This is a genomic window from Kitasatospora sp. NPDC050463 (assembly GCF_040655255.1).
In the GTDB taxonomy this organism is placed as follows: Bacteria; Actinomycetota; Actinomycetes; order Streptomycetales; family Streptomycetaceae; genus Kitasatospora.
In genome coordinates this window covers 26,098-40,170 of record NZ_JBFAJO010000029.1, presented here as the reverse complement: position 1 = coordinate 40,170, position 14,073 = coordinate 26,098, and the positions used below count along the sequence as shown (strand labels likewise).

General features: G+C 75.2%; 13 protein-coding genes and 1 riboswitch. Of the genes, 2 read left to right on the top strand and 11 right to left on the bottom strand.

Annotation, left to right across the window (positions count from 1 at the left end):
• Positions 1-33: 33 nt before the first annotated feature.
• Together AB0J08_RS19710 and AB0J08_RS19705 are read right to left on the bottom strand one after the other, a co-directional pair.
• Positions 34-1,260 (bottom strand): ROK family transcriptional regulator, encoded by a 1,227-nt coding sequence (locus AB0J08_RS19710; protein ID WP_360635361.1) that lies wholly within the window; start codon positions 1,258-1,260, stop codon positions 34-36.
• Positions 1,261-1,481: 221 nt separating this feature from the next.
• Positions 1,482-2,327, bottom strand: coding sequence for an SDR family NAD(P)-dependent oxidoreductase (locus AB0J08_RS19705; RefSeq protein ID WP_360635358.1), 846 nt, complete (start codon positions 2,325-2,327; stop codon positions 1,482-1,484).
• An 89-nt stretch (positions 2,328-2,416) separates the two neighbouring features.
• Here AB0J08_RS19705 and AB0J08_RS19700 point away from each other — a divergent pair, with 89 nt between their 5' ends.
• Positions 2,417-2,890, top strand: coding sequence for a MarR family transcriptional regulator (locus AB0J08_RS19700; protein ID WP_360635355.1), 474 nt, complete (start codon positions 2,417-2,419; stop codon positions 2,888-2,890).
• Positions 2,891-3,063: 173 nt separating this feature from the next.
• Here AB0J08_RS19700 and AB0J08_RS19695 read toward each other — a convergent pair whose 3' ends face one another.
• The 7 genes from AB0J08_RS19695 to AB0J08_RS19665 form a co-directional block, all read right to left on the bottom strand.
• Complete coding sequence (locus AB0J08_RS19695) at positions 3,064-4,257, bottom strand: aminotransferase class I/II-fold pyridoxal phosphate-dependent enzyme (protein ID WP_360635352.1); 1,194 nt, start codon at positions 4,255-4,257, stop codon at positions 3,064-3,066.
• 170 nt (positions 4,258-4,427) lie between these two features.
• A complete protein-coding gene (locus tag AB0J08_RS19690; protein ID WP_360635349.1) occupies positions 4,428-4,724 on the bottom strand; it encodes a hypothetical protein in 297 nt (98 codons plus the stop codon).
• 142 nt (positions 4,725-4,866) lie between these two features.
• Complete coding sequence (locus tag AB0J08_RS19685) at positions 4,867-5,619, bottom strand: hypothetical protein (RefSeq protein ID WP_360635346.1); 753 nt, start codon at positions 5,617-5,619, stop codon at positions 4,867-4,869.
• A gap of 222 nt (positions 5,620-5,841) precedes the next feature.
• Positions 5,842-6,921, bottom strand: a complete 1,080-nt coding sequence (gene lepB, locus AB0J08_RS19680; protein ID WP_360635343.1) for a signal peptidase I — start codon at positions 6,919-6,921, stop codon at positions 5,842-5,844.
• A 56-nt stretch (positions 6,922-6,977) separates the two neighbouring features.
• Positions 6,978-7,661 carry a helix-turn-helix transcriptional regulator gene (locus AB0J08_RS19675; RefSeq protein ID WP_360635340.1) on the bottom strand — a complete coding sequence of 228 codons (684 nt, stop codon included), beginning with the start codon at positions 7,659-7,661 and terminating at the stop codon, positions 6,978-6,980.
• A gap of 97 nt (positions 7,662-7,758) precedes the next feature.
• A complete protein-coding gene (locus tag AB0J08_RS19670; RefSeq protein ID WP_360635337.1) occupies positions 7,759-8,844 on the bottom strand; it encodes a helix-turn-helix transcriptional regulator in 1,086 nt (361 codons plus the stop codon).
• Between the two features lie 233 nt (positions 8,845-9,077).
• Positions 9,078-9,992: a TIGR03620 family F420-dependent LLM class oxidoreductase gene (locus AB0J08_RS19665; protein WP_360635334.1), complete on the bottom strand. Its 915-nt coding sequence runs from the start codon at positions 9,990-9,992 to the stop codon at positions 9,078-9,080.
• 193 nt (positions 9,993-10,185) lie between these two features.
• Between AB0J08_RS19665 and AB0J08_RS19660 the strand changes: the two genes are divergently transcribed.
• A complete protein-coding gene (locus tag AB0J08_RS19660; protein ID WP_360635331.1) occupies positions 10,186-10,797 on the top strand; it encodes a helix-turn-helix domain-containing protein in 612 nt (203 codons plus the stop codon).
• Positions 10,798-10,843: 46 nt separating this feature from the next.
• On the opposite strand, the gene AB0J08_RS19655 is transcribed toward AB0J08_RS19660, so the two are convergent.
• Positions 10,844-12,013 carry a magnesium and cobalt transport protein CorA gene (locus AB0J08_RS19655; RefSeq protein WP_360635328.1) on the bottom strand — a complete coding sequence of 390 codons (1,170 nt, stop codon included), beginning with the start codon at positions 12,011-12,013 and terminating at the stop codon, positions 10,844-10,846.
• Between the two features lie 444 nt (positions 12,014-12,457).
• Positions 12,458-12,631, bottom strand: a riboswitch (M-box (ykoK) riboswitch).
• A gap of 190 nt (positions 12,632-12,821) precedes the next feature.
• Entirely contained in the window at positions 12,822-13,781 is a 960-nt protein-coding gene (locus AB0J08_RS19650) for an alpha-L-glutamate ligase (protein WP_360635325.1), read from the bottom strand.
• Between the last annotated feature and the right edge of the window lie 292 nt (positions 13,782-14,073).

Sequence of the window (14,073 nt, the reverse complement as noted above, 5' to 3'; positions counted from 1 at the left end):
GGTCCCGGTCGCCGGGGCCGGGACCACGGCCCGTCAGAGTGACGCGCCGTGGTCCGCCAGCGCCGAGCGGCGCTCGAAGACCTCGGGGCGGGCGGTGTCCAGGGCGGTGGCGACGGCGCCGAGCAGCACCGCCTCCTCCCCCAGCCCGCTCGGGGCGAGCTTCGGGCGCAGCGGGGTGAGGCGGTGCAGCTCGCGCTCCAGCGGCTCCAGCAGGAGGTCCGCGCTGCCGCCGATGCCACCGCCGAGGACCACCAGGTCCGGGTCGAGGACGGCCGCCAGCACCGCGACCGCGTAGGCGAGTTGCCCGGCCTCGCGCTCGACCGCGCCGACGGCGAGCGGGTCGCCGGCCCGGGCCGCGTCGAAGACCTGTTTGGCCGTCAGCGGGCCCCGCATCCCGAGGCCCAGTGCGGTGCGGACCACCGCGTCGGCCGCGACCGCCTGTTCGATCGTCCCGGTCGACCCGCCGTCGGTGCCGGGGGCCAGTGGCACCAGGCCGACCTCGCCCGCCGCCCCGTGCGCGCCGGAGAGCAGTTCGCCGTCCTTGAGGACGCCGACGCCCAGGCCGGTGCCGATCAGCAGATAGGCGAACATCCGGCTGCCCCGGCCGGCGCCGAGGGTGAACTCGCCGAGGGCGGCGAGGTTGGCGTCGTTGCCCACGGTGATCGCGGTCTCCAGGCCGGCCGCGATCCGGTCGAACAGCCCGCGTCTGCCCCAACCGGGCAGGCTGGTCGCGTACCGGACGCCGCGCCGCTGCTCGTCCCAGACGCCCGGGGTGCCGATCACGGCGTGGACGATGTCGGTGGCCGCCAGCCCGGCCTCGGCGGCGGTCTCCCGGGCGGCCGCCACCACGGCGTCGGCCACCGCGTTCGCCGAGCGGCCCTTGTTGGGCACGTCCCGGCGGGCGACGATCCGCCCGGCGAGGTCGGCCACCGCGACCCGCAGCCAGGCCCGGCCGATGTCCACGCCGAGCACGTGGCCGGCCGTCGGGTCCGGCTCGTACAGCACCGCCGTCCGGCCGCGCTCGGGCACGAACCGGCCCGCCTCGCGGGCCAGCCCGGCCTGTTCCAGCGCGGCCAGGGCCGCGGAGACGGTGGGCTTGGACAGCCCGGTGTCCCGGGCGAGCTGGGCGCGCGAGGACGGGCCGCCGGTGCGCAGCAGTTCGAGCAGCAGCCACTCGTTGTTGCTGCGCAGCCGCTGCCGGTTCCACGGCTGCGCCGGCGTCCCGCCCGGCGGAACGGTGGTCGGCAGGTGGCGGCTCATCGGTTCCTCCGGTCTGGGCGGTGCGCGGCGCCGTCGTCGGCGCCCCGGCCTGTGCTGAGGCCTCGCCCAGTATGACCGGTCGTCAGTCCGCGCAACGGCTGGAACCCCGTCCGGGTGGGCGCGGCAGTCCACCCCGCTGACCTGGCACGTCCTCGACCGCGAGGCCTGTGGCGACGGCTCCCGCACGCGGGTCGCCGCACCGGCACGGCGGCTCCGACGCGTCAGCCGACCCAGCTGCCGGTGAGCCGCTGCACCGCCGAGCCGTCCAAGTCGGCGAGCTTGGCGCCGACGAACGCGCGGGCCCGCTCGGCGGTCTGCACCCGGAACGGCGGGTGCTCGGCGGTCAGCGCCGCCACCACCGACTCGGCGGCCTGCTCGGGGGTCTGCGCCTGGTCGAAGGCGGCGCGGGTGCGGTCGACGTAGGCGCCCAGCGCGGGGGCGTAGGGGCCGGCGGCGGTCAGCAGGGCGGGGATGTCCAGCGCCTGGCTGGCGACGAACTCACTGGCCACGGCGCCCGGTTCGACCACGCTGACCGTGACTCCCACGGTCGCGGCGACCGGCGCCAGCGACTCCATGAAGCCCTCGACGGCGAACTTGGCCGCACAGTAGGCCTCGTTGAAGGGCTGCCCGACCACGCCGCCGACGCTGGTGACGGTGACCACCCGGCCGCCGACGGCCCGCAGGTGCGGCAGCGCGGCCCGGGTGACGTCGACGACGCCGAAGAAGTTCACCTCCATCGTGGCCCGGACGGGCTCCAGGCCGTCCTGCTCCACGGTGCCGACGTAGCCGGCGCCGGCGTTGTTGACGACGGCGTCGAGGCGCCCGTGCCGGGCGACCACCCCGGCCAGGCAGGCCTCGACCGATTCGGGCTCGGTGACGTCCAGGCGGGCGACCTCGATCCGGTCGGCGACGCCCGCCGCCCCGGCGGCGGCGAGCAGCGCGCCGGAGCGGCCGGTGTCGCGCATGGTGGCGACGACGTGGTACCCGGCGCGGGCGACGGCCACGGCGGCGGCGAGGCCGATGCCGGAGGACGTGCCGGTGATCAGGGCGATGCGGGTGGGGGTCATGTGGGCGCTCCCGGCGGGTTCGGCTCTATGTGTGTGCGCACACACCATAGATCCGTGTGCGCGCACACACAAACAGGTAGAGTGACGGCATGGCGCGCACCGAACTCACCCTGGGCGAGCTCACCGCCCGCGACCACGCCTTCTACGGCCTCGTCTGGGCCGGCACCGCCCTGAGCGCCAAGGTCGACCAGGCCCTCGGCAAGGCCCACGACCTGCCGCTCTCCTGGTTCGAGGTGATGCTCTGGCTGCACGGGCAGGACGAGCCGGTGGCCGCCTCCGACCTGGGCGCCAAGACCCTGCTCAGCCGGAGCCAGGTGTCCCGGGTGTCCGACTCGCTCCAGGCCCGCGGCCTGGTCGAGCGCGTCCCCTCCCCCGTCGACGCCCGCTCGGTGCGGATCGCCCTCACCGCCGAGGGCCGGCGGATCTTCGCCGCCGCCGACGCCACCCGGCGCGCCGTCCTGGCCGAGGCCTTCGACGACCGGTTGGACGACGCGGACATCGCGGCCCTGGAGGCCGTCTGGGCCAAGCTCAAGCGACCGGCCACGCCCGCCCCCGGAGCCTGAGCATTCCGGTGCCACGTCGCGGCCGGCCCCGCGGTGGCGACAGCGGTGGCGACAGCGGCGGCGGCCGCGAGCACCGCGGCCGCCGCCGGGAGCGCCGGGCCGGACCCGCTCCCCGGGATCCTCGCGACGGCGCCCGTCGGCGTGGCCCCGCCGGACGACCGGCCCCGGCGCACTCAGAGCTTGGCGAGCGCCTGGTCGAGGTCGGCCCAGAGGTCCTCGGGGTGCTCGATGCCCACGGCGACGCGGACGGTGCCGGGACCGATGCCGGCCGCGGCCAGCTCCCCGTCGTCGAGCTGGCGGTGCGAGGTGCTGGCCGGGTGCAGGACGAGGGTGTGCACGCCACCGAGCGAGGGGGCGAGCGAGGCCAGCCGCACCGACTCGGTGAAGGTCCGGGCCGCCTCGCGCCCGCCGGCCAGGTCGAAGGCGAGCACACCGCCGTGACCCTGCGGCAGCAGGCGGCGGGCGAGTTCGTGGTCCGGGTGGGCGGGCAGCCCCGGGTAGTGGACGGCGGTGACGGCCGGGTGGGCGGCCAGCCGGCCGGCCAGTTCGAGCGCGCTCTCGCAGTGCCGGCGCACCCGCAGGCCCAGGGTCTGCAGGCCGCGCAGCGTCAGCCAGGCGCTGTGCGGGTCGGCCGAGGCACCCAGTTCGACGGCGTACTCCCAGACCGTGCGGTGGAGTTCGGCATCGGCGAAGACGGCCAGGCCGGCCAGCACGTCGGAGTGGCCGCCGAGGTACTTGGTGGCCGAGTGGACCACGATGTCGGCGCCGTGCTCGATCGGCCGGCAGAGCAGCGGGGTGGCGAAGGTGTTGTCCACCACGCTGAGCACCCCGGCGTCCCTGGCGACCCCGATCAGCCCGGGCAGGTCGGTGACCCGGGTGGTCGGGTTGGAGATCGTCTCCAGGTGCAGCAGCCGGGTGTTGGGGCGCAGCGCGGCCCGTACCTCGGCCGGGTCGTCGCCCCGGACGTGGGTGACCTCCACGCCCCAGCGCCGGGCCAGGTCGGCGAGCACCGCGAAGGTGCCGCCGTACAGGCTCCGCTGGGCGATCACGTGGTCGCCGGAGCTCAGCAGCGCCAGCAGCACGGAGTTGATCGCCCCCATGCCGGAGGCGGTGGCGATCGCGCCCGCGCCGCCCTCCAGCCCGGCGACCGCCTTCTCCAACGAACGGACCGTCGGGTTGCCGAAGCGGTTGTAGAAGAACGCCTGGTCCGGACCGCCGAACGCGGTCGTCATGGCGTCGTTGTCCTCGAAGGCGAACAGGTGGCTCTGGTGCAGCGGCACCCCCAGCGGGCGGCTGCCGGTCACCTCCTCGACGGGCGGGTGGACGATCCGGCTCTCGGGGCGCAGCGCGCTGTCGAAGTCGCTCATGCCGCCCATCCTCGGCCGGTGCGACGGCCCGTGCCCAGGGCCAATTCCTATCAAGTGGCCCCCGGACCCCCGGCCTGCCCGGACCGGCCGGCGCCGCGCGCGGGTCCGACACCGCGGGCCGGTTCGGCGCCGCGGGCCGGTTCGGCGCCGCGGGCCGCCCGGCGGGACCGTCAGAGTCCGCCGACCGGCAGCAGGACCACCCGCGCCGGGTCGAACGGCTCCCAGCGGGCCGGACGCCCGCTCCGCGCCACCCGCAGCCGGCACCAGCGCAGCCCGCCCGCGTCCTGCCACCACCCGCTGATCCGCCCGAGCGCCCACGTGCCGTCGTCGAAGTGCACCTCGACCGGCTGGTAGACCCACTCCACCTCGTCGTCCACCGGGCCTTGGCCCAGTCCGGGTTCGCCGCGTCCGACGTCGCCTCGCCCCGGCCCGACCCGCCCGCCGCACTCGCCTTCGAGTACGGGCATGCCCCGACCCTCCACCACGGTTGCGCCCTCCCGTTCCGGTGCGGTCGACGGCTCCCCGACGGAACGGCCGTGCGACCGGGCGTCCAGCCCACCCGGCCGACTCTACAGCCGTGTAGAGAGTCTTGACCGGAAACCCGGCGGGTCAGGCCACCGGCAGCCGCCTCGCCAGGTCCTCCGCCTCACGCAGTTGCTCGACGCCCAGCCGCCGCAGATCCCTGAGCAGGAGGGCGGCGTCCGCCACCGCGTCGTCCGGTCGGGGTACCTGCGGCGGCAGCGGCATCCCGAGGAGCGCCGCGAGGTCACCCGCCGGCAGGCCCAGCACGGTCGCGAAGTCGGCGACCAGCTCCGGGGTCGGCTCCTGGGCACCGGAGGCGATCCGACCGTAGGCGTCGGACATCCAGTAGCGGCCGGTGAGTTGGTGGAAGATCTTCGCCGTGCCGGTCCACCCGAGGTTGCGCGACGCGACCATCCGCATCAGCAGGTTCCCGGCGGACGACGGATCCGGGGCCGGGGCCGAGGCCGGCAGCCCCTCGATCCGTCCCACCTGTCGGGCGTGCGGCAGGGACGCGACGAAGGCGCGCAGTTCGGCCCGCCGGTCCGCCGGCAGCGCTTTGCCGAACCGCACCACGCTCACGATCGAGGTGGTGACCATCCCACCGACCGGCGCCAGGTCCGCCGGCAGCGGGAGCGCCGCGATCTCGAACAGGTCGGCGGTGTCCAGGCCGAGTACGGGCGCGAGACGGCGCAGCAGCGCCGGATCCGGCGCGCCGCCGGCCGCCACCGCGGTCGGCTCCGCCCCGGCGACGTCCGCCCGACGTGTCAGCTCGGCGAGGTCCAGGCCCCGGTGGTCCAGCAGTCGGGCCAGCAGCGCGGGGAAGCCGGGAAGCTCAGTCATCCCGCCAGCATAGGACGGCCCGGCCGGCCCGGCCGGCCCGACGGACCGCCGTCCACCGGGGCGGCGGCGTGGGCCATGGCCCCGGGCGCAGGCCACCGGGAGTGCGCGTCGACCGGTGGAGCAGCGCGCTGCTCCACCGGCTGCCACCGCACCGGCCGCAGTACAGTTCGCGCGCAGCCGTCATCCCGGTTCCCCCGGGGACGGGCCGCGCAGGGCTGCGCCTCAGGACTCCCGGGTGGCGTCCCGGCGCCCGTGCCCCTCGGCGGTGCGGCGGCGGCGCCAGAGCGCGAACGGGACGGCCGCGGCGAGCGCGGCGGCCTCCGGGGCCGGCAGCTCCTCCAGCGCCCCGGGCCCGCCCGACGGCTGCTGGTCCACCTGCTGCCCACCCTTCGCGTTCTGGTCGTCCAGTGCCTTCCGGTCGAAGGTGTCGGGGACGGGGAGCGTGTCCCAGTGCCCGAGCGGCCAGGCGACGACGAACGCGCGGCCGATCACGTTGTCCACGGGGACGAAGCCGCCCCCGGGCTCATTGGTGTGGTACCGGGAGTCGCGGGAGTCGTTGCGGTGGTCGCCCATCACCCAGATCCGGTCCTTGGGCACCTTGACCGTGCCCGCCGGCGCGTCGCCGCAGGGCGTCGCCCCCGGGTAGAGGTAGGGCTCGTCCAGCGCGACGCCGTTCACCCGCACCGGGCTGCCGGCGTTGCACTCCACGGTGTCGCCACCGACCGCGATCACCCGCTTGATCAGGTCCTTCTCGTCCTCCGAGGGCATCAGGCCGACGACGCTCAGGGCCTTCCTGACGCCCTGCACGACAGAGTTGCCGGACGGCGCGGGCGCCTCGTCCAACCAGCCGCCCGGATCGCGGAAGACCACCACCTCACCGCGCTCGGGGGTGGCGCCGAACCACGGGGTGAACTTGTCGACCAGCACCCGGTCACCCTTCTCCAGGGTGTGCTGCATCGACCCCGAGGGGATCGAGAAGGCCTGCACGAAGAAGACCTTGATGCCCAGTGAGAGCAGCAGGGCCACGACCACCAGGATCGGCAGCTCCTGCCAGAACGGGCGTTTCCTGCGCTCCGCCCGGTGGGTCCGGCCCTTCGTGCCGCGGGCGGGGTCGGGGTCGGGGTCGGCGGCACCGGCAACCGGATCGGCACCGGCTTCGAGGCCGGCGCCGGCACCGACTCCGGCACCGGCTCCGGCACCGCCTTCGACAGCGTCGACCGTGCCCGGACCCGCAGTCGCGCCCCGGCCCGTTCCGGCCGAACCGCCACCCGTGCCGCTCCCCGCGCTCTCCTCGACACTCATCCCTGGGCCCCCTCCGAACGGCCTCGCGGGGCCCGGTTCGGAATCCCCGCTGTCAGCTAACGAACGGAGGTTCCCGGCCGCGCCCGAACGTGGATGCGCTCGCCCTGCGCCCCGAACAGGCTGAGGAACTCGACCGCGTTCGGACCGGCGTTGCCGAAGGCGTGCGGGGTCCGGGTGTCGAACTCCGCGGCCTCCCCGGCGGTGAGGACGAGGTCGCGCGAGCCGAGCAGCAGGCGCAGCCGGCCGGCCAGCACGTAGACCCACTCGTGGCCCTCGTGCACCCGCGGCTCCAGGTCGGGGCCGGCGCCGTGACCCGGCGGCATGATCTGCTTGTAGGCGTGCAGTCCGCCGAGGTGACGGGTGAGCGGGATGAAGGTCTGGCCGCCGCGGGTGAACGGGCGGGCGTGCACCCGGGGGTCGCCGGTGGCCGGGGCGCCGACCAGTTCGTCCAGCGGCACCCGGTACTCCCGGGCGAGCGGCAGCAGCAGTTCCAGGGTGGGCTTGCGCTGACCGGACTCCAGACGGGACAGCGTGCTGAGGGAGATTCCGGTCACCGCGCTCAGCCTGGCCAGGGTGGTGCCGCGCTCGCGCCGCAACGCCCGCAGCCGGGGGCCCACCGTGGTCAGGACGGCGGCGAGGTCGTCGTCGGCGGCGGCGGCGTCGCCGGCGCGGGCCGGGGCGGCGGTCCGGGCCGTCGCGTGGGCGGTGGCGTGGGCACGGTCGTGGGAGTGGTCGGCCATGCTCCAATCTGCCGGTCCGGCAAGGGGACTTGTCAAACGGGCATCGGCCGACCGGGTCCTGGGCGACGCCTCCCGACCCTCGCCCCCGACGCGCTCGTCAGGTTCCGCCGCCGAGCATGATCCGTGCGATCAGTTCGCGGCGGCTGGCCACCCCGGCCTTGGCGAACACCGCCTTGAGGTGGTCCTGCACGGTGTACGGCTTCATCGCCAGCAGCCGCGAGACCTCCCGGGTGTCGCAGCCGCGCACCAGCAGCAGGGCCACTTCCCGCTCGCGCGCGGTCAGCCCGTACGCGGAGAGGTAGAGCGGCATCGCGTCGGCCGGGGTGGCCGCCGACGCCACCACCGTCACCTCACCGGCCGCCGAGCCCTGCAGCGGCGAGGCGTGCAGCACGTACCAGCGGCCGTCGCCCGCCCGGATGCGGATCTTCGACTGGGGCACCGGCAGCGCGCGCGCCGTCCGGCGGGCCTGCTCGGCCGCCATCGCGAAGGCGAGCGGCAGCCCCAGCGAGGTGCGGGAGGGGTCCGCGAGCCGGGAGAACAGTTCCTCGGCCGGGCCGGAGAGGGCGAGCAGCCGGTTCGACGCGCCCAGCACCACGACGGCCGGTCCCGCGTCGGCCCCGACCGCGCCGAACGCCTCGCCGCCCGGCGGCAGGTGGCAGGCCCGCAGGGCGTTGCCCAGGTGCCGGGCCGCGGTGTCGGCGAGTTCGCGCTGGCGAGCCGGGAAGGGGCCGCGGTCGGCGGCCCGCATGAACGCGGCGCAGCCCCACATCCCGCCGTGCGCGTCGAACGCCGCGCGCAGCTCGTCTCCGAATCCGGCCGGGACGATCTGCTCGCGGTAGCGGACGGCACGCCCCGGCAGCCCCCGGGTCACCCGGCTGAGCGTCTCGGCCCGGACCCCGCTGCGCCGGATCTTGGGGAAGGTGGCGGGGTCGTCGGTCCAGACCTCCAGCCGGACGGCGTCCGCGAAGGAGTCCAGGCTGAGGTCGTCGCTCAGCACGGAGTTGACCAGCCCGGTCGCCGGGTCGGCGGTGTGCCAGCAGACGGCGTCGTACTCCAGGACCTCACGCAGCAGGTCGTCGGCCCGGCGGAACACGGCCTCGGCCGTCAGCCCCGCTCCCGCCAACTCCCTTACGCCCTCGATCGCCTGTTGTGCCGCGGCCGCACGTGCCCCCCGTGATCCCATGGCCCGGAAACTAGCACGCACACCAAGCACCGGACATGCGCCGATCGGCGGGTCCGGATCCGCCACGGGGAGGGGGTCGGGGTCCGACCGACGTACCCCCGCCACGAGGCTCCGACCGCCCCGGGGCCGCACCCCGGCGACACCACCTCCCGGTGGGCGCTCGGCCCCGGCCCTCCCCTCCCCGGCGCAGTGCTCCGGGCGCGGGCGGGGCACGGCCGGGGCTCGGGCGGGTGTCAGTGCAGCAGGGCCGGGGCGAGCTCGCGCCACTCGCGGTCCGGCAGCGCCGCCGGGTCCGCGGTGAGGACCTGGATGCAGACGTGGTCGGCGCCGGCGTCCAGGTGCTCGCGGACGCGGCGACGGATCGCGTCGACGTCACCATGGGCGACGATCGCGTCGACCAGGCGGCGGCTGGGGCCGCCCACGATGTCCTCGTCGCCGAAGCCGAGCCGTCGCACGTTCGCCTGCTGGTGGGCCGCCATCGCGACGTAGCCGGCGACGTGGGCGGTGGCCACCTCGCGGGCCCGGACCGCGTCGGTGTCCAGGACGACCGCCTGCTCGACGCCGAGGAAGGCGTCGGGGCCCATCGTCGCCCGGGCCTTGACGGTGTGTTCGACCGGGACGAAGTACGGGTGCGCGCCCCAGGTGCGGTCGGCGGCCAGTTCGAGCATGCGCGGTCCCAGCGCGGCCAGGACGCGGCGCGGTGCCGGCTCCGGCACCGGACCGTGCGCGGGCACGGCGTCCATGGCATCGAGATAGGCGCTCATGGTGGCCACCGCCCGCCCGCGGGCCGGCATCGGATAGCCGTCGACCTCGTGGACGGTGTCGTCCACCCGGTGACCACCGAGGCCGAGCAGGTACCGGCCCGGGAAGGCCTCGCCGAGGGTACGGGTCGCGGTCGCCGTGGCGATCGGGTCGCGGAAGGCGATGTTGGCGATGCCGGACGCGACGGTGATCCGCCGGGTCGCCGACAGCAGCAACCAGGCCTGGCCCACGGTGTCCCGGCCGAACGCCTCGCCGAACCAGATCGCCCCGTATCCCGTCTCCTCGATCTCCGCGGCCGCCTCGCGGACCCGGCCGGCCGACTGTCCCTCGAAACCGAAGGTCCAGATCCCGACCCGACCGAGACCGTTCCGTGCGTCGTCCGTCATCGGTACTCCTCGCAATGGTGTCGAACTCGGCCGGGGGCTCGGGCTCCCGGACCGGCCGAAGGCAGGCAGGCAGGCTTTCCGGAGAGGTTCTCCGGTTCACCTCGTCCTACAATACGGAGCACTTCTCCGTTTGACTACCGATCAGAACCGGTCCGGGCCACCCACTCAGGACCGAGGGCGAGGATCCCGACACATGACCGCAGTTCAACGCACCGACGCCCGCCGCAACCGGGAGCTCCTGCTCGCCGCCGCCCACGAGGCGTTCGGCGAGTCGGGGCCCGAGGCTTCACTCAACGACATCGCGCGCCGGGCGGGCGTCGGACCGGGCACCCTCTACCGGCACTTCCCCACCCGGGCGGCCCTGCTGGCGGCCGTCCTGCAGGAGCGCGTCGACCGGCTCTGTGCCCGGGCCGAGGAGCTCGCGGCGAGCCGGCCCCCCGGCCGGGCGCTCGCCACCTGGCTGCGCGCCTTAGTCGCCCACGCCCGCGTCAACCAGGGCCTCGGCGGCGCACTGCTGCTGGAGGGTCCCGACGCGCCGGGCACCGACGACTGCCACCGGCGGATCGAGAACGCGGCCGCCGCCGTACTGGCCCGCGCCCAGCGGGACGGCTCGGCCCGACCGGACCTGTCCCCCGCCGACCTCCTCCGGCTGACGCTCGGAATCGCCGTCACCTCCACCCGCCGGGGCCCGGAGGAGGAGGCTCGCGTCGAACGGCTGCTCGCCCTCGTCCTGGACGCCGCCCGGCCACCGGCCCCCACGGCGACCCCGACCACAGAGCCGGCCGGCCGGGACGGGCAACACTGACGGACGGGCGGGACGCCGGGGGCAGGGCGGCCCCCCCGGACGTGACTCAGAGCCAGTTGCGCCGCTTGAAGACCAGGTAGAGCCCGGTGCAGACCAGCGCCATCAGACCGATCGCGAACGGGTACCCGAAGGCCCACTTGAGCTCGGGCATGGCTTCGAAGTTCATGCCGTAGACGGTGCCGATCAGGGTCGGCGCGAAGAGGATGGCGGCCCAGGAGGAGATCTTCTTGATCTCGTCGTTCTGCACGTGTCCGGCCTCGGCGAGCTGCTTCATCTCCTCGTTCTGCCGCTGCGAGACCAGCGTCGCGTTGACGGTGAGGATGTTCTGCAGCATCTGCCGGAAGCCGTCCACGCGCTCGGCGGCGTAGGTGGCGTGGTCGGCGACGTCGCGCAGGTAGCGCTGGAGCTCGTCGTCGGTCCCGTACTTGCCGAAGCCCGCCTCCAGGCTCTTCATGATCTCCAGCAGCGGGCGGGTGGCCCGCTGGAGCTCGATCACCTCGCGGGAGAGCTCGTAGATGCGCCGGGAGACCTGCGGGTCGCCGCCGAACACCTCCGTCTCGATCTCGTCGATGTCGTGCTGCAGCCCGGCGATCACCGGGGCGTAGCCGTCCACCACGGCGTCCAGCACCGCGTACAGCACCGCCTCCGGACCGAGCGCCAGCAGCTCCGGATCGGCCTCCAGCCGACTGCGCACGGCGGACAGGTCCGGCGCCTGCGAGTGGCGCACGGTGAGGACGAAGTCCGGGCCGACGAACAGGTGGACCTCGCCGAAGTCGACCTCCTCCACGTCGTCCAGGTAACGGGCCGCGCGCAGCACCACGAACAGCGTGTCGCCGTAACGCTCCAGCTTCGGCCGCTGGTGGGCCACGATGGCGTCCTCGACCGCCAGTTCGTGCAGATCGAACCGCTCGGCGGCCTCCAACAGCTGCGCCTCGGCGGGCCGGAACAGTCCGATCCAGGCCATCGTGCCGGGCTTGCCGGGCAGCTGGCGGTAGATGTCGGCCAGGCTGACGGGCGGCTCGACCCGGCGGCCGTCGCGGTAGACGGCCGCCTCCACGACGGAGCGCTCCAGCGTGACGGGCTCGGCGGGCTGGTCGGGCCTCGGGTCCATCGAGTGCTCGGGCGCCGGCTGGGCTTCGCCGCCGTGGGCGGTGCTGTCGGAGCGGGAGAACGGACGCTTGCTCGCGCGCACGGCGCGCACACGCCAGTCGGACATGGCGGGTACCTCCACGGTTCGGTGTCAGCCGCTCCCCCGGGACCGGGGTCGCCGGGAGCTGGGCGGGTGGGGGGGGGGGAGGCGCCCGGCCGGCCTCCACCGCGCACGGCGCCCGGCCGCCTGGTGGCCCGTCGTCAGCGACGGGCGGTACGGCGGCGGGATGCGGGAGCGGTACGGGAGGAGGGGTGCCGGGGGCCAGGGCAAAAGGGGCCAGGAGAAGTGGGGCCAGGAGAAGTGGGGCCCGGAGAAGTGGGGCCCGGTGCGAGGGGGCCAGGAGAAGAGGGGGATGTGCCGGGGCAGGGCCGACTTCGGCCCGGACTACTGGAATCCACAGCTCTCACCTCCTCGCCGTCGGGGCGCCCGTCCCCCGGGTCGCCGTAACCGGGCCATCAGGGAACGAACCACGCCGTACGGTCGAGGGCACACGAGCCCCGCGGGAACGGGTGGGCACCCCTGATCTCGTCAGAGCTTTGGCACGCCACGGCGTAGCACCCGGGGGTGCAGCCACTTGGGGTCACCCCTTAGGCCGGGGAGACCTGTCCTGAACCTGGGCGTCTCTCGACGTCGTGGGGTCAGTGGCCTGTGTCCGTGGCGACGCCTCACCGAACGAGGTGCCTGCACAACTGTGCCGAGTCTAGTACCCGCGCGCGCCCGCCTCCGACCAGGGCCCGGTCTCAGGCGCGGACCCGCGCCGCAGGAGTCAGGCGCGGTGGCGGAAACGGGCGCGGTGACGGAGGCAAAGGCGGGCGCGGTGACGGAGGCGCAGCCGGCCGCCCCGGCCCGCACCGGAGCGGCCGGCAGCGCTCCCCTACCCCGCCGCCGCGAGGTGGGCGGCCACGTACGGGACCGCGACCGACTCCAGGCCGCCGACGGTGCCGAACTGCGGGTGGACGTTCACCTCGAAGACCACACCGCCGCTCTCGGCGGCGAGGTCCACGCCGGCCAGCGGGAGGTCGAGGGACTTGGTCGCCAAGATGGCCAACTCAGCGAGCCCGGCCGGGAGTTCGTTCTGGGCCAGGACGGTCGAGACGGCGCCGCGGCTCTCGTTGCACGGCGCGTCCGGGTCAGGCTGGACGTGCTCCACCGCGCGCACCACCCGCCCGTCGAGCACCACCACCCGGTACTGGTGTCGCCGGCCGGCCGCGGTGAAGTTCCGGGCGTCGCGGGCGATCAGCCAGTCGACCCCCGCCTCGGCGTAGTAGCGGGCGGCGGCGGTGAGTTGGGCACCGGTGGTGACGTGGAAGACGTCGTTGCCACCCATGCCGACGGTCGGCCGGGCCCACACGTCGCCGCCGAGACGGTCGAACGCCTCCGCGGCGGCCTCCGGGCTCGGCCGGGAGAACGCGACAGTGGGCATGTGCGGGACGCCGTCCCGGACGAACCGCTCGACGGTGCGGTCCTTCTCGGTGGCCGCCCGCCAGGCGTCGACGCCGGTGCCGAGCGAGCGGGCACCGTGGGCGCGGAGCAGCCGCTGGCAGGCCTCGAAGTCGCGGCGCCGGTGCGGCGGGATCTCGTAGACGATCACCGCCTCGGCCGTCACGGCGCAGCCCTCGCCGGGCACCTCCAGACACAGTCCTCCGCCCGCACCGGAGACAGCGGTACCGCTGCCGATACCGGTGTCGGCACCGGTACCGACGCCGGAGATCCGGCCGGTGCCGCCGGTCATGAAGTGCCGCGCATCGAGCAGGACGGGCGCTCTGCCGGTGAGCGCGCGTACGGCGGTGGACAGGATCTCCCGGCTGCCCTCGGTCGAGCTGTGATCGGTCATCAGAACGAGCTCGCGTCGGACCATGCCGCCATCGAACAGCCGCCCCGCCCGTCCCGGCAAGACCGTGTTCTGCGCCGCTTCGCCCGGCGATGGCCGAAACCACCCCCGCCACCCCGGGGCCCGGGCCCGACGCCGCGGGGCGCCGACGACCGCCTCGTCCCCGGGCACCGCGCGCACGGCCCCTCTCCCCCGATCGGGCGAGGCGGTCCCGTCGCGAACCCGCCGCCCGTCCGGCGGCCACCGTCCACCGGCTCGCCGGGCGACCCGACGGCGGGCATAGTTCGACTACACA